20 protein-coding genes are annotated in these 20,013 nt (G+C 57.5%); 11 read left to right on the top strand and 9 right to left on the bottom strand.

The window, feature by feature from the left end; genetic code table 11:
• Positions 1-170: 170 nt before the first annotated feature.
• From rhtA to ybiO, 6 genes are all read left to right on the top strand, one after another.
• Positions 171-1,058 (top strand): threonine/homoserine exporter RhtA, encoded by an 888-nt coding sequence (rhtA, locus tag HMPREF1024_RS17165; RefSeq protein ID WP_002895842.1) that lies wholly within the window; start codon positions 171-173, stop codon positions 1,056-1,058.
• 237 nt (positions 1,059-1,295) lie between these two features.
• On the top strand, positions 1,296-1,799 hold the full coding sequence (gene dps / locus HMPREF1024_RS17170) for a DNA starvation/stationary phase protection protein Dps (protein WP_002895841.1): 504 nt from the start codon (positions 1,296-1,298) through the stop codon (positions 1,797-1,799).
• Between the two features lie 408 nt (positions 1,800-2,207).
• Complete coding sequence (glnH, locus tag HMPREF1024_RS17175) at positions 2,208-2,954, top strand: glutamine ABC transporter substrate-binding protein GlnH (protein WP_002895839.1); 747 nt, start codon at positions 2,208-2,210, stop codon at positions 2,952-2,954.
• A 125-nt stretch (positions 2,955-3,079) separates the two neighbouring features.
• Positions 3,080-3,739 (top strand): glutamine ABC transporter permease GlnP, encoded by a 660-nt coding sequence (glnP, locus tag HMPREF1024_RS17180; RefSeq protein ID WP_002895837.1) that lies wholly within the window; start codon positions 3,080-3,082, stop codon positions 3,737-3,739.
• Complete coding sequence (gene glnQ / locus HMPREF1024_RS17185; protein ID WP_004142040.1) at positions 3,736-4,458, top strand: glutamine ABC transporter ATP-binding protein GlnQ; 723 nt, start codon at positions 3,736-3,738, stop codon at positions 4,456-4,458. Before glnP ends, glnQ begins: the two co-directional genes overlap by 4 nt.
• Positions 4,459-4,569: 111 nt before the next feature.
• Positions 4,570-6,765, top strand: a complete 2,196-nt coding sequence (ybiO, locus tag HMPREF1024_RS17190; RefSeq protein WP_004142041.1) for a mechanosensitive channel protein — start codon at positions 4,570-4,572, stop codon at positions 6,763-6,765.
• A gap of 2 nt (positions 6,766-6,767) precedes the next feature.
• On the opposite strand, the gene rlmF is transcribed toward ybiO, so the two are convergent.
• Entirely contained in the window at positions 6,768-7,682 is a 915-nt protein-coding gene (gene rlmF, locus HMPREF1024_RS17195; protein ID WP_002895831.1) for a 23S rRNA (adenine(1618)-N(6))-methyltransferase RlmF, read from the bottom strand.
• Positions 7,683-7,778: 96 nt separating this feature from the next.
• Here rlmF and HMPREF1024_RS17200 point away from each other — a divergent pair, with 96 nt between their 5' ends.
• From HMPREF1024_RS17200 to ybiJ, 4 genes are all read left to right on the top strand, one after another.
• A complete protein-coding gene (locus tag HMPREF1024_RS17200; RefSeq protein WP_002895828.1) occupies positions 7,779-8,393 on the top strand; it encodes a flavin reductase family protein in 615 nt (204 codons plus the stop codon).
• Positions 8,394-8,532: 139 nt separating this feature from the next.
• A complete protein-coding gene (locus tag HMPREF1024_RS17205; protein WP_009308213.1) occupies positions 8,533-8,793 on the top strand; it encodes a YdgH/BhsA/McbA-like domain containing protein in 261 nt (86 codons plus the stop codon).
• A gap of 20 nt (positions 8,794-8,813) precedes the next feature.
• Entirely contained in the window at positions 8,814-9,080 is a 267-nt protein-coding gene (locus HMPREF1024_RS17210) for a DksA/TraR family C4-type zinc finger protein (protein WP_002895824.1), read from the top strand.
• A 285-nt stretch (positions 9,081-9,365) separates the two neighbouring features.
• Positions 9,366-9,626 (top strand): DUF1471 family protein YbiJ, encoded by a 261-nt coding sequence (gene ybiJ, locus HMPREF1024_RS17215; RefSeq protein ID WP_004176772.1) that lies wholly within the window; start codon positions 9,366-9,368, stop codon positions 9,624-9,626.
• A gap of 108 nt (positions 9,627-9,734) precedes the next feature.
• On the opposite strand, the gene ybiB is transcribed toward ybiJ, so the two are convergent.
• The 8 genes from ybiB to HMPREF1024_RS31230 all read right to left on the bottom strand — a co-directional run bounded on the left by ybiB (position 9,735) and on the right by HMPREF1024_RS31230 (position 19,054).
• Positions 9,735-10,703, bottom strand: a complete 969-nt coding sequence (gene ybiB / locus HMPREF1024_RS17220) for a DNA-binding protein YbiB (RefSeq protein ID WP_004179105.1) — start codon at positions 10,701-10,703, stop codon at positions 9,735-9,737.
• Between the two features lie 29 nt (positions 10,704-10,732).
• The gene (gene dinG, locus HMPREF1024_RS17225) at positions 10,733-12,889 is read right to left on the bottom strand and encodes an ATP-dependent DNA helicase DinG (RefSeq protein WP_004147693.1); all 2,157 of its coding nucleotides are present in this window, start codon (positions 12,887-12,889) and stop codon (positions 10,733-10,735) included.
• 187 nt (positions 12,890-13,076) lie between these two features.
• Positions 13,077-14,432 (bottom strand): ATP-dependent RNA helicase RhlE, encoded by a 1,356-nt coding sequence (rhlE, locus tag HMPREF1024_RS17230; protein ID WP_004151702.1) that lies wholly within the window; start codon positions 14,430-14,432, stop codon positions 13,077-13,079.
• A gap of 214 nt (positions 14,433-14,646) precedes the next feature.
• Positions 14,647-15,639 carry a transketolase family protein gene (locus tag HMPREF1024_RS17235; RefSeq protein WP_009308212.1) on the bottom strand — a complete coding sequence of 331 codons (993 nt, stop codon included), beginning with the start codon at positions 15,637-15,639 and terminating at the stop codon, positions 14,647-14,649.
• Positions 15,639-16,484: a transketolase gene (locus tag HMPREF1024_RS17240; protein WP_002895753.1), complete on the bottom strand. Its 846-nt coding sequence runs from the start codon at positions 16,482-16,484 to the stop codon at positions 15,639-15,641. Before HMPREF1024_RS17240 ends, HMPREF1024_RS17235 begins: the two co-directional genes overlap by 1 nt.
• A 13-nt stretch (positions 16,485-16,497) precedes the next feature.
• Positions 16,498-17,247 (bottom strand): SDR family NAD(P)-dependent oxidoreductase, encoded by a 750-nt coding sequence (locus HMPREF1024_RS17245; protein ID WP_002895750.1) that lies wholly within the window; start codon positions 17,245-17,247, stop codon positions 16,498-16,500.
• A 50-nt stretch (positions 17,248-17,297) separates the two neighbouring features.
• Positions 17,298-18,629, bottom strand: coding sequence for an MFS transporter (locus tag HMPREF1024_RS17250; protein ID WP_002895749.1), 1,332 nt, complete (start codon positions 18,627-18,629; stop codon positions 17,298-17,300).
• Positions 18,630-18,916: 287 nt separating this feature from the next.
• Entirely contained in the window at positions 18,917-19,054 is a 138-nt protein-coding gene (locus tag HMPREF1024_RS31230; RefSeq protein WP_004142057.1) for a hypothetical protein, read from the bottom strand.
• Between HMPREF1024_RS31230 and HMPREF1024_RS17255 the strand changes: the two genes are divergently transcribed.
• Positions 19,046-19,969: a LysR substrate-binding domain-containing protein gene (locus HMPREF1024_RS17255; RefSeq protein WP_004179102.1), complete on the top strand. Its 924-nt coding sequence runs from the start codon at positions 19,046-19,048 to the stop codon at positions 19,967-19,969. The genes HMPREF1024_RS31230 and HMPREF1024_RS17255 overlap by 9 nt on opposite strands.
• The last annotated feature ends 44 nt before the right edge of the window (positions 19,970-20,013 follow it).

Genomic DNA, 20,013 nt, shown 5'->3' with positions numbered 1-20,013 from the left:
GAAATTCGCAAGCATCCAGATTAATCCTAACCGCCTGGTGAATTTCTCAGCAGTTTTCGCCATTGTACTGTTTTTGCCCCTGTTTTTTTCAACATTAGCTCAACCGCCGGCAGGTAATTCCAGTACACTGGAACTTTTACCCCTTTTGACAAAACCTGACAGGAGAAAGGATGCCCGGTCCATCCAGAAAAGCGGCGGCATGGTTGCCGATACTGGTGATTTTAGTCGCCATGACCTCGATTCAAAGCGGCGCATCGCTTGCTAAATCGCTGTTCCCGGTGGTCGGCGCCCCGGGCGTCACCGCCCTGCGTCTGGCCCTGGGAACGCTGATTCTGGTGGTGGTGTTCAAGCCATGGCGGCTACGTTTCTCCCCGGCGCAGCGCGTGCCGCTGCTACTGTACGGCCTGGCGCTCGGGGCGATGAACTATCTCTTTTATTTATCCCTGCAGCGCATTCCGCTCGGCGTGGCGGTGGCCCTGGAGTTTACCGGCCCGCTGGCGGTGGCGCTGTTTGGTTCGCGCCGCCCGCTGGATTTTGTCTGGGTGGCGCTGGCGATCCTCGGACTATGGTATCTTCTGCCGCTGGGGCAGAACGTGGCGCAGGTCGATTTAACCGGCGCGCTGTTCGCCCTCGGCGCCGGGGCGTGCTGGGCGGTCTATATTCTGACCGGACAGCGTGCCGGTGAAGAGCATGGTCCAGCCACGGTAGCGATGGGGTCGCTCATCGCCTCGCTGGTGTTTGTGCCGTTAGGTATGGCGCAGGCCACCGATACGCTGTGGCAGTGGTCGCTGCTGCCGCTGGGTTTGGGGATCGCGATTCTCTCTACCGCGCTGCCCTACTCCCTCGAGATGATGGCCCTGACGCGCTTGCCGACGCGCACCTTCGGCACGCTGATGAGCCTTGAGCCAGCGTTAGCAGCCCTCTCCGGTATGATCTTCCTCGGTGAAACGCTGAAGCTCTCCCAGACCCTGGCGCTCGGCGCGATCATTATCGCCTCGATGGGCGCCACGCTGACTATGCAACGGCAGAGTAAAGTCGAGCAGGTCGATATCAATTAACATTCTGTTACGGCGCCGGCCCGAGAGAAATCCGGGCCGTTCAGCCAAATATAAATATCTGATATTTAAATATTTTTAAAATAACCACCCACTTTGCGCTATCGGAGTGATATAGCCTGCCGATGCCTCACTCTTGAAAACCCTTGCTATACTTATTTCCGAAGTCATTTGGGACAACGCTCCACATCATTCAGATCTGAAGTGTGATGAGCATCAATATCAAGAGGATATGAAACGATGAGTACCGCAAAACTGGTTAAATCAAAAGCGTCTAATCTGGTCTATACCCGCAACGATGTCGCTGACAGCGAAAAGAAAGCGACCATTGAGCTGTTGAATCGCCAGGTGATCCAGTTCATTGACCTGTCACTTATCACCAAGCAGGCACACTGGAATATGCGCGGTGCGAACTTTATCGCCGTGCACGAAATGCTGGATGGCTTCCGTACCGCGCTGACCGAACATCTGGACACCATGGCCGAGCGCGCGGTGCAGCTGGGCGGCGTCGCCCTGGGTACCACTCAGGTCATTAACAGCAAAACCCCGCTGCAGAGCTACCCGCTGGACATCCATCACGTTCAGGATCACCTGAAAGCCCTGGCTGACCGCTACGCGGTAGTGGCGAACGATGTGCGTAAGGCGATCGACGAAGCAAAAGACGAAGACACTGCAGATATCTTCACCGCGGCTTCCCGCGATCTGGATAAATTCCTGTGGTTCATTGAAGCCAACATCGAGTAAGGCTTTGCCGCCGGCCCAGCGCGGTCGGCGGCGCCTCAGCGTTTCTCCCTGCCCTATATTCCATCCTTTGCTTTTCATCCTCCACTGGCCTTGCACCGTTTCAGGGCACCAGATTGATGAAAATGCGCGCAAAAGTAAAAAGATTGTAATAATCACCTCACACAATCGTTACGTCGAGATTGTTTTCCCATCAGGGTTTGCGCTAAAAATGGGCTGGTAATTCAGCAACCTTATGACGCACCAAAATGACGCCCCATCATGGTGCAGTCACTGCCTGAAATGATCGTTCTTGTGCAACGACTTACGCTTCGTTTGTTGAAAAACAACAGCTTGTAAAAGTGGCACGATTTTTTCATTAGGCTAGTCGTTCTCGCAGGGGATCGTCCCGTGGATATAAAAGGAAATGCTATGAAGTCTGTATTTAAAGTTTCACTGGCTGCACTGACCCTGGCTTTTGCGGTTTCTTCCCATGCCGCTAATAAGACCCTGGTTGTCGCCACCGATACGGCGTTCGTCCCGTTCGAATTTAAGCAAGGCGATAAGTATGTGGGTTTTGACGTTGACCTGTGGGCGGCTATCGCCAAAGAGCTGAAGCTCGACTACACCCTGAAGCCAATGGACTTCAGCGGCATTATCCCGGCGCTGCAAACCAAAAATATCGATCTGGCGCTGGCGGGGATCACCATTACCGACGAGCGTAAAAAAGCGATCGACTTCTCCGACGGCTACTATAAAAGCGGCCTGCTGGTGATGGTCAACGCTAATAATAACGACATCAAAGATGTCAAAGATCTGAACGGTAAAGTGGTCGCGGTGAAGAGCGGCACCGGCTCCGTTGACTACGCGAAAGCCAATATCAAAACCAAAGATCTGCGTCAGTTCCCGAATATCGATAACGCCTATATGGAGCTGGGAACCGGTCGCGCGGATGCCGTGCTGCACGATACGCCGAATATTCTGTACTTCATCAAAACCGCGGGCAACGGTAAGTTCAAAGCGGTAGGCGAATCACTGGAAGCGCAAAACTACGGTATCGCCTTCCCGAAAGGCAGCGACGAGCTGCGTGAGAAAGTGAACGGTGCGCTGAAAACGCTGCGCGACAATGGTACCTATAACGAAATTTATAAAAAATGGTTCGGCACTGAACCCAAATAATAAAAACGTACTTCGCCGGACCGAGGTCCGGCGACACCACAACGGTCTTCCGGCACAGGCTCAGCGGGAGACGGTATTTTGGCGGAGGCTTTCCTCTGCTCTCGACACGGTAACAGGAACGTATTATGCAGTTTGACTGGAGTGCCATCTGGCCTGCCATTCCGATTTTGCTGGAAGGCGCCAAAATGACGCTGTGGATTTCCGTCCTCGGCCTGGCCGGCGGTCTGATAATTGGTCTGGTGGCCGGTTTCGCCCGCTGCTTCGGCGGCTGGATCGCCAACCACATCGCGCTGGTCTTTATTGAAATCATTCGCGGCACCCCGATTGTGGTGCAGGTTATGTTCATCTACTTTGCGCTGCCGATGGCCTTTAGCGATCTGCGCATCGACCCCTTCTCCGCGGCGGTAGTGACCATCATGATAAACTCGGGCGCCTATATCGCGGAAATCACCCGCGGCGCGGTGCTCTCCATACATAAAGGCTTCCGCGAAGCGGGCCTGGCGCTTGGCCTGTCGCGTCGCGAAACCATTCGCCACGTGATCCTGCCGCTGGCGCTGCGCCGCATGCTGCCGCCGCTGGGCAACCAGTGGATCATCAGCATCAAGGATACCTCGCTGTTCATCGTCATCGGCGTCGCCGAACTGACCCGTCAGGGACAGGAGATCATCGCGGGCAACTTCCGCGCGCTGGAAATCTGGAGCGCCGTAGCCGTGATCTACCTGATTATCACCCTGGTCCTGAGCTTTATTCTGCGTCGTCTTGAAAGAAGGATGAAAATCCTGTGATTGAATTTAAAAACGTCTCCAAGCACTTTGGTCCGACCCAGGTGCTACACGATATCTCTCTGAAAATTAATCAGGGTGAAGTGGTGGTCATTATCGGCCCTTCCGGTTCCGGTAAATCAACGATGCTGCGCTGCATCAATAAGCTGGAAGAGATCACCAGCGGCGATCTGATTGTCGATGGTCTGAAGGTCAACGACCCGAAGGTGGACGAACGTCTGATTCGTCAGGAAGCCGGGATGGTTTTCCAGCAGTTTTATCTGTTCCCGCACCTCACGGCGCTGGAAAACGTGATGTTTGGCCCGCTGCGGGTACGCGGCGCCAGCAAGCAGGCGGCAGAGAAGCAGGCGAAAGAGCTGCTGGCGAAAGTCGGTCTGGCTGAGCGCGCGCATCACTATCCGTCCGAACTCTCCGGCGGCCAGCAACAGCGTGTGGCCATCGCCCGCGCGCTGGCGGTGAAGCCGAAGATGATGCTGTTTGATGAACCGACCTCCGCGCTCGACCCGGAGCTGCGCCATGAAGTGCTCAAGGTGATGCAGGACCTGGCGGAAGAGGGCATGACGATGGTGATTGTGACCCACGAAATCGGCTTTGCCGAAAAAGTGGCCTCGCGACTAATCTTTATCGACAAAGGACGAATTGCTGAAGACGGCAATCCCCAGGAGCTGGTGAAGAACCCGCCCAGCCCGCGCCTGCGTGAATTCCTGCAACACGTCGCCTGACCCACAACGGCTCTCTCCCCCACGATGAGAGCCGCTTTTCCAGAATCCTCTTCCCTCCCCTTCCGCCAGCGGCTTCTATACTTACCCGTTTACGTTGCAACGGAGGTGCCCATGCCGTGGATCCTGCTTTTGCTCGCAGCACTGTTTACTGCCCCGCTTTCCGCCGCCACCCTGCCCGGCGTGCCGACGGCTAACACTGATAAAAACAGCGCCAGCGAACCCGATGTGGAACAGAAAAGAGCGGCTTATGCCGCACTGGCCGATGTGCTGGCCAACGACTCCGCCCGTCAGGAGCTCATTGACCAGCTGCGTAAAGCAGCCGCCACGCCGCCGCCCGACAGCACCCCGACGCTGACGCCACCGGCGGTAAAAGAAGAGACCACGGTACTGGAGAACGTCACCCAGATAAGCCGGGAATATGGCGAACAGCTCTCATCACGCTTTTCCCAGCTGTGGCGCAATATCACCGGCTCACCGCATAAGCCCTTTAATCCGCAAACCTTTACCAGCGCGGCCTGGCATTTTTTACTGCTGGCCGGGCTGGTGTTTGCCTTCTGGTGGCTGGTACGCCTCGCGGCGCTGCCGCTGTATCGCAAAATGGGCGAATGGGGACGGCATAAAAACCGCGATCGCGGTAACTGGCTTCAGCTGCCCCTGACCATCGCCGGGGCGTTTATCATCGACCTGCTGCTGCTGGCGCTAACCCTGTTTGTCGGTCAGCTGCTAAGCGATCGCCTGAATGGGAATAACCCTACCATCGCCTTCCAGCAGAGCCTTTTCCTCAACGCCTTCGCGCTGATCGAGTTTTTTAAAGCTATTCTGCGGCTCATTTTCTGCCCGCGCATTCCTGCCCTGCGGCCCTTTAACCTCAGCGACGAGGCCGCGTCATACTGGAGCCTGCGCCTGAGCGCGCTCAGCAGCCTGATTGGTTACGGTCTGATCGTCGCGGTGCCGATTATTTCCAATCAGGTGAATGTTCAGGTTGGCGCGCTGGCTAACGTCGTCATCATGCTGTGCATTACGCTGTGGGCGCTGTACCTGATTTTTCATAACAAAGCGGTGATTACTCAAGGGTTGATCCACCTGGCCGACCACTCACTCGCTTTCTTTAGCCTGTTTATCCGCGCCTTCGCGCTGGTCTGGCACTGGCTGGCCTGCGCCTACTTTGTGGTGCTTTTTTTCTTTTCCCTGTTCGACCCGGGCAACAGCCTGAAATTCATGATGGGCGCCACCCTGCAAAGCCTGGCGATTATCGGCGGCGCGGCGCTGGTGTCTGGCATCCTGTCGCGCTGGATAGCCAAAACCATCACCCTGTCGCCCGCCACTCAGCGCAACTACCCTGAACTGCAAAAGCGGCTAAATGGCTGGATCTCCGCCTCGCTGAAGGCGGCGCGCATTCTCACCGTCTGTGTCGCCATCATGCTGCTGTTGAGCGCCTGGGGCCTGTTTGACTTCCGGGAATGGCTGCACAACGATGCCGGGCAAAAAACGGTGGATGTGCTGATCCGCATCGCCCTGATCCTCTTCTTCTCCGCCATCGGCTGGACGGTTCTGGCCAGCCTGATTGAAAACCGGCTGGCATCGGATATTCATGGCCGTCCGCTGCCCAGCGCGCGGGCCCGGACGCTGCTGACGCTGTTTCGCAACGCGCTGGCGGTGGTGATCAGCACCATCACGGTGATGATCCTGCTCTCGGAAATTGGGGTAAACATTGCGCCGCTGCTGGCGGGCGCCGGGGCGTTAGGGCTGGCCATTTCGTTTGGTGCGCAAACCCTGGTCAAAGACATTATCACTGGCATATTTATCCAGTTTGAGAACGGGATGAACACCGGCGACCTGGTCACCATCGGTCCTTTGACCGGCACCGTGGAACGAATGTCGATTCGCTCCGTGGGGGTACGTCAGGATACCGGCGCCTATCACATTATTCCCTGGTCCTCGATCACCACCTTTGCCAACTTCGTGCGCGGCATTGGCTCGGTTGTGGCTAACTATGACGTTGACCGCCATGAGGATCTGGATAAAGCCAGCCAGGCGCTGAAGGCAGCGGTGGACGATCTGCTGGCCCAGGAGGAGATCCGCGGTCTGATCATTGGCGAACCGTCGTTCGCCGGGCTGGTGGGGCTGAGCAATACCGCCTTTACGCTACGCGTCAGCTTCACCACCCTGCCGCTGAAGCAGTGGACGGTGCGTTTTGCCCTCGACACCCAGGTGAAAAAGCACTTCGACCGCGCCGGGGTTCGCGCGCCGGTACAGACCTGGCAGCAGCTGCCGATGCCGGGCGCCGACAGCCCGGCCGCCGAGTAGCGTTAGAATGGACGACGGCGTTTGGCGTCGTCCATAAAGCTCCAGGCGATAAAGCGACTTTGCTTTTGCCCCTGGGCCATCTCCTTTTTCACCACTTTCACTGCGCCGACCTCGGTCAGCAGGCGGTAGAGCGGCGGCAGATTATCGCCGCGCGACACCAGCGAGGTAAACCATTTCACCTGGCGGGCGAAGGCCTGGCTTTCGCGGATCATCTGCGAGATAAAGGCTACTTCGCCCCCTTCGCACCACAGCTCCTGCTGCTGACCGCCAAAATTGAGGCCGCTTTCGGCGCCGAGTCCGAGGTTGCGGCGCTTGCGCTCGCCCCCCGCCCGGGCGCTCTCTGCGGAGTCATGGAACGGCGGATTACACAGCGTGGCGTCGTAGGTCTCGTTTTTATGGATCACGCCGTGAAAGATAGCCTGGCTCTCTTTTTGCCGGCGCAGGCGGATCTGCCGGGTCAAGCCCGGGTTGCCATTGATAATCGCCTGCGCGCTGGCGAACGCCTGCGGGTTGATTTCACTGCCGGTAAAGCGCCAGCCATACTCGTGAGCGCCGATCAGGGGATAGATGAGGTTGGCGCCGGTGCCAATATCAAGGATCGTGGCATCCTTCGGCACCTCGCCGCTATCCCCGGCCAGCAGATCCGCCAGATGATGAATATAGTCGGCCCGCCCAGGCACCGGCGGACAGAGAAAGCCGTCAGGAATGTCCCAGTGTTTGACCGCGTAGAAATGCGCCAGCAGCGCTTTATTCAACGCCTTCACCGCCTGCGGATTGGCAAAATCAATGGTCTGCTCACCCAGCGGATTGAGCGTAATGTAGCCCTGCAGGTCAGGATGGGCCTGGCAGAGCGCGGGCAGGTCGTAGCGTTGATGGTGGCGGTTACGCGGGTGTAACCCCGGTTTCTGGGCTTTCATGACAATCTCCTTTGAACAGCCGCGTAAGATACCCGTTGACGGCGGCGCGGTAAATAAGGGAGTCTGGATATCTCCATTATCCGTGACAGGTGCAGCATGTACTTTTATCAACCTTCGCAGGGCCACGGCCTGCCGCATGACCCGCTGAACGCGATTATCGGGCCTCGCCCGATAGGCTGGATCGCCTCGCAGGACGCCGAGGGCCAGCGTAATCTGGCGCCATACAGCTTTTTTAACTGCTTTAACTATCGGCCGCCGATCATTGGTTTCGCCAGCAGCGGCTGGAAAGACAGCGTGCGAAATATCGTCGAAACAAAGGAGTTCGTCTGGAACCTGGCGACGCGACCGCTGGCCATGGCGATGAATGAAACGTCAGCCTCGATTCCGCACCATGAGGACGAATTCGTGCGCGCCGGCCTCACCGCCGCCGCCAGCCGCCTGGTCAGCGCTCCCCGGGTCGCGGAGAGTCCGGTGAACTTTGAGTGCCGTCTGTCGCAGTGTATTCAACTCACCACCGCCGACGGCAACCCTGTCGATACGTGGCTGGTGCTCGGTGAAGTGGTCGCCGTGCATATCGATGAATCACTGCTGGACAACGGTATCTATCAAACCGCCCGCGCCCAGCCGATCCTGCGCGCCGGTGGCCCGAGCGCCTATTACGGTATTGATGACAGCCTGCGCTTTGACATGATCCGCCCTGACGCCCGCTAAATAATCTACCGGCCAGAGTAGCGCTCCCCTGCGCCGGTAGCATGCAAAACGCACTGTTTTGCATTAAACATTCCCTGTCGCGCGGTCTGGAAAGACCTACACTTAAGCTATGTCCCATGCGGTTTATGAGGATATGCTGATGAAATTGGTCTCGCTGCTGTTCGCCGCGGCGCTCACCGCTCATGCCACCGCGGCCTCTCCCCTGCCACCGCCACCCGTACTGCCCTATAACGGGCCGCTCCGCCCTGTCGGCACCGTCTCCGCCTTCGGCGCCAGCACCCTGGACGACCTGGCGGCCGCCCTCGCGGATAAGGCCCACCGTCATGGGGCGATAGCCTGGCGGATCAATGCCGCCAGCAGCGGTAACCGGCTGTACGGTTCAGCTATAATTTATCAATAACCTTTTACAGGAGGCAGACGATGGCATCAGGTTGGGCAGGCGACGGCGCCGTACAGGATCAGATCGACAGCACTATTGACGATGCGGTGGCTCGCGCTCGCCGCGAGCTTCCGCGCGGCGAAAGCAACAAATTTTGTGATGAATGCGGAGAGCCGATTCCGGAGGCCCGTCGACAGGCCATCCCAGGGGTCAGATACTGCGTGAAGTGCCAGCAGGAGAAAGATTTACATAACAATACATTTTCAGGATATAATCGTCGCGGTTCCAAGGATAGCCAGCTACGCTGACTTTCCTTTACCGTTTATGACAGCCTTTCGCATTATCTTTTCGCGCACATTTTTTGGCGGAAAAAGTCGCAATATGTGCCCTTAAACGCGTCGGTCTTCCTCGCTACGCTTCGTGACGAAAAGAATGAGAAATAATTTATTAATAATCAGTAAATTATTAATCATTCAAAAAATTCGATGAAGACTGTGAATTTCCTTCGATTTTATCTCCCGCAGAAAAGCGTGATACTTATCTCATCGACGGAACATCGTCCTCTGAACAGAACAACCTGCGAGAGATTAACTATGAAAAACATCAAATATGCTGCCGCTGCCATCGCTCTGACCGCTCTTTCCTTCGGCGCCTTTGCCGCCGAACCGGTTACCCCCGCTCAGGCTGAAAGCATGAATAAGATCGGCGTGGTGTCTGCGCAAGGCGCAACCACTTTAGATGGTCTGGAAGCAAAACTGGCTGCTAAAGCCGAAGCCGCTGGCGCGACCGGCTACAGCATTACTTCCGCTAACACCAACAACAAACTGAGCGGTACTGCGGTTATCTATAAATAATCGCTGCACCCATCTGTAAGCCACTGAATTAACCCTGAAAAGACCTTTAATACCCTTGCCTTGCCCGTCCGAGCCACCGGACGGGCTTTTTTTATCCTGCAGATCCGATCACCAACAGTCGTTGACGCGGCTGAGGCCCTGCTCCAGCGAGGTCACTTCCCCGCAGGCCAGCAGACAGCAGGCAAGCTGGATCTTCAACGAGTTGGGCACCGGTTCGACGCCAGCGACACAGCGTTCAATCCAGCGCGCGGTGACCTCAGGGTCTTTCGAGGTCGGCAGGACCACCGCCTCCGCTGCCATCTCAGTCTGGCGTTCGTACAGCACCCGCACGCCCTGCTCATCAATCAGGCTTATCTGCGGACAGCGCTGCGGGTTGGCGTACACTTCGCCCTCGGTACCATGCATCAGCAGCGCGCGGCCACCGGTCTCGCGAAAGAAGTTCGCCACCCGGGGAACATATTCCGGATGCGACACGCTGGAGAGACGCAATGCCTCCCCTTCGCCAAACGGCGTGGCCAGCTTGGCCAGGGTATGGGCGCTGTTGCGTACGCCCATCCGCCAGCGCATCGCCAGCTGTTTCTCCAGCGGCGGACAGAAGGCCCCCACCGGGATATACACCGGTTCATGGCCCTCCAGCTGCGCCTGAGCCTGTCCGGCGTGCAGGGTGGCCGGAATGTCCAGCAGGGTAAAAATGGTTTCGGTCAGCACCCGGGTGGGATCGTGACTGACGCCGTGAACCACCACCGGAAATCCCAGCTTGTGCAGGAGCATCGCCAGCAGCGGCGTGAGGTTCGCCTGCTTGCGCGCGCCGTTGTAGCTGGGGATAACGATCGGCATCGGCTTGCCGGCCGGCGGGGTCAGGCGCAGCGTATGCTGCTGCATCGCGGCGTAAAAACCTTTCATCTCCGCTTCGCCTTCGCCTTTAATGCGCAGGGCGATTAATATTCCCCCCAGCTCCAGCTCCGGCACCTCGCCGTTCAGCATCCGCGCGTAGAGCGCACGGGCGGTCTCTTCATCGAGATCGCGGGCATGATTCTTACCGCGACCCACCTCTTTTATAATTTTGCTGTACTCCATGGCTCCCCCTGGTGCATCACGCGCCGGCGTCAGCGACGTTTGCGGCCCGTCTGTTTTGCTGTCTGTTTTGCTTTCCGTTTTACTATAACCTCCGGAACGCCCGGCTGCTCTATGGGAAAAACAGGTAACGCGTTCAGTAGACGCGCGCCGTAGTTTTTGGTCAACAGACGCTTATCGTAAATCACCACCTCTCCCCAGCAGTTATGGCTACGGATCAAACGCCCCACCTGCTGAATAAGATTAAAGGAGGCGCTGGGTAAACTCTGTACCTCGAAGGGATAACGATTGAGGCTTTTCAGCCATTCGCCTTCGGTGATCACTACCGGGCTGTCGATGGGCGGAAAAGCGATTTTATGGATATGCACCTGGCTTAGCAGATCGCCTTTTAAATCGAGACCTTCGGCAAAGGACTGCAGACCCACCAGCACGCTGCGCTCGCCGCTTTCCACCCGTTTGCGATGCAGCTCCACCAGCCGGTAGCGCGGCTGGTCGCCCTGCACCAACAGCATCAGGCGCAGATCGGTCACATGCTCGAGGAAGCGGTTCATCGCCCGCCCGCTGGCAAACAGCACCAGCATCCCGAGATGTTTTTTGCTCTCCACCTGCTGGCGAAAATAGGCCGCCATCTCGGCAATGTGCTGCTCTTCGTTATCCATCAGCGGTTCATAACGCATTTGAGGAATAATAATTTTCCCCTGCTCCACGTGGTTGAACGGCGAATCCAGCGCCACGAAGCGGTCCCCCGCTTTCTCCTTCAGACCGCTCATCTCCTGCAGGCGCGAGAAGCTGTTTAGCGAGCGCAGCGTCGCTGACGTCACCACGATATGCGGCACGCTGCGCCACAGCAGCCGTTCAAGCTGATCGCTGACGCGGATCCCGACGCAGTGGAACCAGACGTGGATCTGGCCATCGCGCACCACCCGCGTCGCCCATTTGGTTACCGGCGCGCCTGAGGACTGCGCCAGCGACGCCAGGCGCCACAGCTTGCTTTGGCTTTCAAACATGCCAAGGGCGCGGTTCATCTGCAGCAGCACCCGATGCAGGCGCACCACGTCATGGCTGCCGGTCTTTTCGCTGAGATCGTTCAGGAACAGCTCCGCCAGGCCGCGCAGCAACTCGGTGAGCTTCGCCAGCCGCTGGCAGATCTCCATCACCTCCTGCGGCAGTTCGCCCATCGGGAAGCGATGCTCCGCTTCCTGACCGGCGGGCATATAGAGATTGAGAATATTATTCAACGAAGCAATCAGCTCGAAAAGCTCTTCGCAATGAGCGGTGAGCCGCTCCGGATTGGCCAGCGGCGGCGTGGTTTTCGGACGAAACTGCTCCATGCAGGTAGCCACCAGCTTGCAGAATAGATCCAGCTGCAGGCGAAACCAGGGGGCGGTGATCTCGGCGCTCATCTCCAGCGCGTCGCGGGCGACGTCCGGCAGATGATGGCCTTCATCGAGGACCAGCAGCAGGTTTTTCGGTTCCGGCAGCACCGCTTCGCTCTCCATCGCCGCCATCACCAGCGCATGGTTGGCCACCACCACTTCCGCCTCCTGAATTTCCCGCCGCGCCACAAAGAACGGGCACTCACGATAGTAGTGGCAGTTGCGGTTCAGGCAGCTGGCCTTATCGGTGCTCAGCCGGCTCCATAGCCCATCGTCGATGGCTTTGTCGGTATGGTCGCGCAGGCCGTCCCAGCGGTAGCTGTCGAGATCCTGCTTCAGGGTCGCGCACAGCTTCTGCTCCGCCTGATTATTCGGGGTGAGATCGTCATCGAGAAAGGCCAGCAGATCCTGCTGCGACGGCTCGGTGCTGGCCAGCGCCGTCAGGTTGCGCGGACAGACGTAGCGTCCGCGGCCAAAGGCGGCGGTAAAGCGCAGGTCGGGAATGATTTTACGCAGCAGCGGCAGGTCCTTACTGTAGATTTGATCCTGCAGGGCGACGTTGGCGGTGCTGACCACCAGCGTTTTTTGTTCCTCGCGGGCGATGGCGATGCCCGGGATCAGATATGACAGCGTTTTGCCGACACCGGTCGGCGCTTCGATAGCCAGATGCCTGCCCTCTTCCCCGGCAAGGGTTTTCGCCACATCGGCGATCATCTGCCGCTGCGGGGGACGCGGAATAAAGTCCGGGATCTGTTCCTGAAGCGCCTTATACCAGGCGGCGATTTGCGCTTTCAGCGCAGCGGTCAAAGCCATGAGAAAACCTGAATACTGTATAAACAGCCACTATTGTGCCATTTTTGCCCGCCCGGAGGTATTGCTTTCTGCGGAGTGTGGAAGCCTGCTCGACAAATAGTGTAATGGAAAGAAAAAGGCCCGCCGCCGCGTAGCGGACAGACGGGCCTGAGCCGGGGCGCGTTATCGCGGCCCGGACATCAGCGTGTTATTCGCCAGCCGGTTTACGCGGGCGACGGCGGCGCGGCGGTTTGCCGTCCTGAGTGCGCGCTTTCGGCGCCTCGCCGTCCTGACGGCGCGGGGCATTATTCTGGCTGCGCGGCTGTCCGCTGCGTCCCTGACCCTGGCCGCCGCGTCCCTGACCTTGCCCACGACCGCCGCCGCGCTGCTGGCGACCGTTCTGGATAGGTTCGGCTTTAATGGACGGATCCGGCTCATAGCCGGCAATCGCGATGCGCGGGATCTCTTTTTTCAGCAGGCGCTCGATATCGCGCAGCAGCTTATGCTCATCCACGCACACCAGCGATAAGGCTTCGCCGGTGGCCGCCGCGCGGCCGGTACGGCCGATACGGTGGACGTAATCTTCCGGTACGTTCGGCAGCTCGTAGTTCACCACGTGCGGCAGCTCTTCGATATCCAGACCGCGGGCGGCGATATCAGTCGCCACCAGCACGCGAATGCCGCCGGATTTAAAGTCGGCCAGCGCGCGGGTACGCGCTCCCTGGCTCTTGTTGCCATGGATCGCCGCGCTGCGGATGCCGTCTTTGTTGAGCTGTTCCGCGAGGTGGTTGGCGCCATGCTTGGTACGGGTAAACACCAGCACCTGCTGCCAGTTGCCTTCGCCGATAAGCTGCGACAGCAGTTCACGCTTGCGGTTCTTGTCAACGAAATGGACGTGCTGGGTGATCTGCTCGGACGCGGTGTTGCGACGCGCCACTTCCACTTCCAGCGGGTTGTGCAGCAGTTTCTCGGCCAGGCCCTTGATCTCGTCGGAGAAGGTCGCCGAGAACAGCAGATTCTGTCGACGCGCCGGCAGTTTGGCCAGTACGCGACGGATGTCATGGATAAAGCCCATATCCAGCATGCGGTCCGCTTCGTCCAGCACGAGGATTTCTACTTTATCAAGACTGACGGCGTTCTGATGTTCAAGATCCAGCAGACGGCCCGGGGTGGCGACGAGGATGTCGACGCCGCCGCGCAGCTTCATCATCTGCGGGTTGATGCTCACGCCGCCAAAGACCACCAGCGAGCGAATATTCAGGTATTTACTGTAATCGCGGACGTTCTCGCCCACCTGCGCCGCCAGCTCACGGGTCGGGGTCAGGATCAGCGCGCGCACCGGACGACGGCCCTTTGCGTGCGGCTCATTCTGGATCAGGCGCTGCAGCAGCGGCAGGGTAAAGCCCGCCGTTTTACCGGTGCCGGTCTGGGCGCTGGCCATCAGGTCACGGCCCTGCAGTACCGCCGGGATCGCCTGCTGCTGGATAGGGGTCGGCTCAACGTAGCCCTGCTCAGCGACAGCGCGCAGGATATCGGGATTCAGGCCTAGGGAATCAAAAGACATAACAACTCCGAACCGCCCCGGCCCGGTGAAGGGCGTAGTTTTCAGGGAGATTATTGCGATAAGAGATGGCAAAAACCACAATGCCATGAAGGGGCGCAGTCTAGCAGATTTTGTGACAGGCCGCATAAAATCTGCAAAAGAATGCCGCGCCTGGCTGGCGGGCATGAGAAGGCCGCTGAGCGCGCTCAGCGGCCAGTGGGTCATAGCAGCGCGGTTAACGCAGACGATACTTAATTTTTTCGACAATCTTCGCGGTGGAGATGCCGTAGCGATCGTGGAGGGTCGGCAGGGCGCCGGCTAACAGGAACGCGTCGGGCAGCCCCACGCTATCCAGCTCACAGCGTACGCCCTTACGCATCAGCAGCGCGGCCACCGCTTCCCCCAGGCCGCCGACCGCGGTGTGGTTCTCCGCAGTTACCACCAGGCGGCCCGGCTTCGACGCCTGTTCAATAATCGCTTTCTCATCCAGCGGTTTGATGGTCGGCACGTGCAGAACCGTCACGCCGATATTATCGGCCCGCAGCTTTTCAGCCGCCTCCAGCGCGCGCATGGTCATCAGCCCGGAGGAGATAATCAGCACATCGTTGCCGTCCTCCAGCAGCTTCGCCTTACCCAGTTCGAACTGATAGTCATATTTATCCAGCACCAGCGGCACCTTACCGCGCAGCAGACGCATATACACCGGCCCCTGGTGATCGGCAATGGCCGGTACCGCCTGCTCTATCTCCAGCGCATCGCAAGGATCGACGATAACCATCCCGGGGATACCGCGCATGATCGCCAGATCTTCGGTGGCCTGATGGCTGGGGCCATAGCCGGTCGTCAGGCCCGGCAGCGCCGCGCAGATCTTCACGTTCAGATGCTCTTCGGCGATGACCTGGTGAATAAAATCATAGGCGCGACGGGTTGCAAAGGCGGCATAGGTGGTGGCGAAAGGAATAAATCCCTCCTTCGCCATCCCCCCTGCCGCCGCCATCAGCAGCTGTTCGGCCATGCCCATCTGGAAAAAGCGATCCGGGAAGGCCTGGGCGAAAATATGCAGGTCGGTATATTTTGACAGGTCCGCGGTCATGCCGACGATGTCCGGGCGCTGCGCCGCCAGTTTTGACAGCGCGACGCCGAAGGGCGCAGGGACGGTCGCCTGGCCTTCATCGGCAATCGAGGCGATCATCGCCGACGTTTTTAAACGGGGTTGACTCTGGCTCATTACAGCACTCCTTCCGGTTTGTTAGCGTCCAGCACCGCGATCGCTTTTTGCCATTCGTCGGCATCGACGCGAATAAAATGGTTTTTATCGCGGGTTTCGAGGAATGGCACCCCTTTGCCCATCAGCGTGTCGCATAAAATGACCCGCGGCTGATTGCCGGAATAACTTTTCGCGTTGTCAAAGGCGGCCATCACCGCCGGCAGATCGTTACCGTCCACGCGCTGTACGTACCAGCCGAAGGCGGCCCATTTATCCTGCAGCGGCTCAAAGCCGAGGATTTTGCGTGAATCGCCGTCAGCCTGCTGTTTGTTGACATCGACAAGGTTAATCAGGTTGCTCAGGCCATAGTGAGCCGCCGACATCGCTGCCTCCCAGGTCGACCCTTCGTCCAGCTCCCCATCGGACATGGAGTTGTAGACCCAGGCCTTGCTCTGTTTCTGCCGCAGCCCAAGCGCCATGCCGACGGCAATGGACAGCCCCTGCCCCAGCGAGCCGCCGGACATCTCCATCCCCGGGGTGTAGGTCGCCATGCCGGACATCGGCAGGCGGCTGTCGTCGGAGCCGTAGGTTTCCAGTTCGGCTTCCGGGATAATGCCCGCCTCCAGCAGCGCGGCATAATAAGCGATAGCGTAATGGCCATGAGAGAGCAGGAAGCGATCGCGCCCCTCCCACTCGGGATCTTCCGGGCGATAGGTCATGGCATGGCTGAAGGCGGTGGCGAGCACATCGGCATAGCCCAGCGCCTGGCCGATATAGCCCTGCCCCTGCACTTCCCCCATTTGCAGGGCGTAACGGCGAATACGCCACGCCGCCGCGGCGACTTTTTGTGATTCGGTCATCTTCATCTGTTTGCCTCGCTTAGTGAATTAACATGCCGCCGTTAACGTCCAGGGTGATGCCGGTGGAGTAGGAGGAAAGATCGCTGCCGAGGAACAGCGCGGCGCGCGCGATGTCTATCGCGTCGCCAAGGCGGTTCATCGGAATGCCGGCAAGAATGTTGGCCGTCATGTCATCAGTCAGCTTGCCGGCGGTAATGTCGGTCTGAATCAGCCCCGGGGTGATGCAGTTAACGCGGACGTTATCCGGGCCAAGCTCGCGCGCCATCGCCCGCGCCAGACCCAGCACCCCGGCTTTTGCCGCGCTGTAGTGCGGTCCGCCAAAGATACCGCCGCCGCGCTGGGCGGAGACGGACGAGATGCAGACGATGCTGCCGGATTTTTGCGCCCGCATGGTGGGGATAACCGCCTGCGACATCAGCAGCGTACCGCGCAGGCTAACATCAAGCACCGCGTCATAGTTGGCGCGCTTGATATCCATCAGCTTCAGCGGCTGGGTAATCCCGGCGTTATTGACCAGTACATCAACCCGACCGTATTTCGCCAGGATCTGTTCGATGGCCGCCTGCACCTGCACTTCATCAGCGACGTTGGCCGCCAGGCCGAGATGGCCTTCGCCTAATGCCGCCGCGGCGGTTTTACTGGCTTCGCCATTGAGGTCGATAATGACCACTTTCGCGCCGTTTTCGGCGAATAATTTCGCAGTCGCGAAGCCCAAACCGCGTGCGGAGGCCGCGCCAGTAATAATGGCGACTTTATCTTTTAATAACATAGTTTCACTCCATGACATTACGTCATATTAATTAACAGGATATATTTCCGTTATTGTGGTTCATCGAGGAAAAGAATCACCACCAAACCAATGGCGGCGCAGATACCAAAATAGGTAAATACAGAATTAAAACTCCCGGTTTTATCAAGCAAGAAACCAGCCGCCATCGGCGCGACAAATCCACCGAGGTTGCCGCCGCTATTAATTATGGAAGAGGCGATTGGATAGGTTTTGCTATCCGAAACGGCCATACCGTACGCGGTAAAGGCTGGCCAGCCGATATTTAAACAAAAGCCGACAAAGAATAATCCAATACAAACTGCCAGGGTGCTGGCCGGGATATTCAGCATAATTAGCATCATGACCACCGTTGACACCGCAGTGAACATCATGGTGGGTTTACGCCGGCGGCCTAATAGCTTATCCGAAACCCATCCGCCGCCGATAGCGCCAATAAAGCCGCCGATGCACGGCATACTGGCCACGAAGCCCATACTCATTACATCGAAACCGCGCTCTTTGACTAAATACAGGGGGATCCAGGTTAATAATCCGTACAGCACGCTAACCATCATAAAATACGCCAGGCAGTCACCGAGAATATTTTTTGAGGTGAATAAGCCTTTCGCCGTATCAATTGGCGCCATTTTCTTTACCCGAATGATTTTATCCAGCCAGGTGAATCTTTCGGCAATTAAGATATTTTCGCGTACGCTATTATTATGACTTTCACGCCCGGCATTAATCTCTGCCAGTTCGCTTTGGGAAACAAATCCGCTCTCAGCAGGCTTGGATTTGACCAGCAGATACCACGCGATGGCCGCCACAATTCCGGGTATCGCGAAGGAAAAAAAGACCCACCGCCAGCCCCAGGTCACCGCAATCCACACCGCCAGCGGCGGCACAATAATCGGCGCAAACATGGTCGCCGCGATGTAAACGCCGGTTGCCGTGGCTTTCTCCTTTGGTGGAAACCAGTTATTTATGGTGGAAGCCAGCCCCACCGGGCAAGGCCCTTCGCTCAGCCCCAGTCCCAGCCGCACCAGCTTCAGGCCAAACACGGAGCTCACCGTGCCCATCAGCCAGGTAAAGGCGGAGAAGCCGAAAATGGAGAGCGATACCAGCCCCCGGGTACCGCGTTTGGCGATGAAAAAGCCGGCCGGGATCTGGCTTACCGCATAGCCAAGGAAAAACATACTGGCGATGGCCCCGGCTTCAAAATTATTGATATGAAACTCATCAATGATGAAAGGCAGTACCGCCCCAATATTCGTTCGGTCGGCGTAATTGATGGCATACACCAGAAAAATCATCGTCAAAACCACGAAACGATATTTCGTTTTCCTGGCGTCAGTACAGACCAGCGTATCTATACGTGACATAGGGTTTCCTCGTTTTATACCTCATCCACTTCGCTGTAAGCTGCCGCTTCGGATCACCGCGTTTTACTATCCATACAGGAGCAAGAGATAAATGCTTTTCGCCAGCGAAACAGGTGGTTAGGTGTTTTATAATTGCGATGCAAGCACATCGCAGTTTGTTATCAGGCCTGTGAGAGGAATATAACAACCCCAAAATGAAACGGTATTCAAAAAACCTCAATTATGATTGAGAAAAATTGAGTTAGTGACTTCCCGCAAATTTTTAGCGTTTACTGACCTGCGCGCTTTTAACAAGATAAATTGTTAAGCCCATCACAAATTAACGTTGTTTTTTCGCTTTTCCCTATGCTGTACATCCCGGCTGCGCCACGCTGTTCGCTATTTTCTTTTATTCGCGCCCCGCGCAGGATGCCGCCATGAGCCAACCGCTACCCAATAAAAATCTGCCGATGCCCTCTTTACGCAATATCCAGGCTTTTATTGAAGTCGCCGCTACCGGCAGCCTTAATCTGGCCGCAGAGAATCTCAATATCACCGCCTCGGCGGTCAGCCATCAGATAGCCAGCCTGGAGCACTTTCTGGGGAAAAAACTGTTCTCCCGCAGCAGCAAAGGCGTCACGTTAACGGCGGTGGGAGAAAAATATCTCAAAGAGGTCTCCGGGGCGCTGAATATGATTGGCCAGGCCACCAGCCAGGTGATCAACGATATCCATCAGGATTATTTACGCATTCATTCGGCGCCGAGCTTCGGCCTGCTATGGCTGATGCCCCGTCTGGATAAATTCCGCCAGGCGTGGCCGGCGTTAAAAATCAGCCTGACCTGTTCATACGAAAGCATCCAGTTCTCCCGGGATAATATTGATATCGATATTCGTCACGGGCTGTCACAGTGGCCGACGCTGCTGGTCAGAACCATTAAAAATGAGCGCGTCCTGCCCTACAGCGCAGCGTCTTATTTAGCCAGCCATCCTGTGCAGGCTGTGGAAGATCTGCTGGCCTGCGATCTGATCCACTCCGACAGCACCTTGATTAACTGGAGCAACTGGCTGTCGTGGCACAAGGTCCGCGGCTGGCATAAAAACTTCATTTTTAATTTCGACCGGTCATATATGAGCATCGAGGCGGCCAGAATGGGAATGGGCGTGATCCTCGAGAGCAATCTGCTGGCCGGCGGACACGTGCGCCAGGGGCAGCTGACGCCGGTATTTGCCGACGAGCGGAGCATGCCGGTCGGCGCGCACCACTTCGTCCTCCCCCACGCTAATGAACAGAAGGAGAAGGTCCAGCGCTTCTTCGCCTGGGTCGCCGGAGAGCTGAAAGAGGAAGGGTTCCATATTTGATCCCGGCTGGTGGACAAACCGCCAGTCGGCGCCTAAAGTTAATC

The organism is Klebsiella sp. 4_1_44FAA (assembly GCF_000238715.1).
GTDB classification, from domain to species: domain Bacteria; phylum Pseudomonadota; class Gammaproteobacteria; order Enterobacterales; family Enterobacteriaceae; genus Klebsiella; species Klebsiella pneumoniae.
Note: the sequence above shows the minus strand (reverse complement) of the source record. Positions and strands in the feature narration are given on the sequence as shown.

Bases quoted from the DNA above. Each gene is read 5' to 3' on its own strand.
- glnH (WP_002895839.1), top strand. From the start codon at position 2,208: ATGAAGTCTGTATTTAAAGTTTCACTGGCTGCACTGACCCTGGCTTTT.
- rlmF (WP_002895831.1), bottom strand. From the start codon at position 7,682: ATGAAAGCCCAGAAACCGGGGTTACACCCGCGTAACCGCCACCATCAA.
- HMPREF1024_RS17210 (WP_002895824.1), top strand. From the start codon at position 8,814: ATGGCATCAGGTTGGGCAGGCGACGGCGCCGTACAGGATCAGATCGAC.
- rhtA (WP_002895842.1), top strand. From the start codon at position 171: ATGCCCGGTCCATCCAGAAAAGCGGCGGCATGGTTGCCGATACTGGTG.
- rhlE (WP_004151702.1), bottom strand. From the start codon at position 14,432: ATGTCTTTTGATTCCCTAGGCCTGAATCCCGATATCCTGCGCGCTGTC.
- dps (WP_002895841.1), top strand. From the start codon at position 1,296: ATGAGTACCGCAAAACTGGTTAAATCAAAAGCGTCTAATCTGGTCTAT.
- HMPREF1024_RS17250 (WP_002895749.1), bottom strand. From the start codon at position 18,629: ATGTCACGTATAGATACGCTGGTCTGTACTGACGCCAGGAAAACGAAA.
- glnP (WP_002895837.1), top strand. From the start codon at position 3,080: ATGCAGTTTGACTGGAGTGCCATCTGGCCTGCCATTCCGATTTTGCTG.
- HMPREF1024_RS17255 (WP_004179102.1), top strand. From the start codon at position 19,046: ATGAGCCAACCGCTACCCAATAAAAATCTGCCGATGCCCTCTTTACGC.
- HMPREF1024_RS17200 (WP_002895828.1), top strand. From the start codon at position 7,779: ATGTACTTTTATCAACCTTCGCAGGGCCACGGCCTGCCGCATGACCCG.
- dinG (WP_004147693.1), bottom strand. From the start codon at position 12,889: ATGGCTTTGACCGCTGCGCTGAAAGCGCAAATCGCCGCCTGGTATAAG.
- ybiO (WP_004142041.1), top strand. From the start codon at position 4,570: ATGCCGTGGATCCTGCTTTTGCTCGCAGCACTGTTTACTGCCCCGCTT.
- HMPREF1024_RS17245 (WP_002895750.1), bottom strand. From the start codon at position 17,247: ATGTTATTAAAAGATAAAGTCGCCATTATTACTGGCGCGGCCTCCGCA.
- HMPREF1024_RS17205 (WP_009308213.1), top strand. From the start codon at position 8,533: ATGAAATTGGTCTCGCTGCTGTTCGCCGCGGCGCTCACCGCTCATGCC.
- ybiJ (WP_004176772.1), top strand. From the start codon at position 9,366: ATGAAAAACATCAAATATGCTGCCGCTGCCATCGCTCTGACCGCTCTT.
- ybiB (WP_004179105.1), bottom strand. From the start codon at position 10,703: ATGGAGTACAGCAAAATTATAAAAGAGGTGGGTCGCGGTAAGAATCAT.
- HMPREF1024_RS17240 (WP_002895753.1), bottom strand. From the start codon at position 16,484: ATGAAGATGACCGAATCACAAAAAGTCGCCGCGGCGGCGTGGCGTATT.
- HMPREF1024_RS17235 (WP_009308212.1), bottom strand. From the start codon at position 15,639: ATGAGCCAGAGTCAACCCCGTTTAAAAACGTCGGCGATGATCGCCTCG.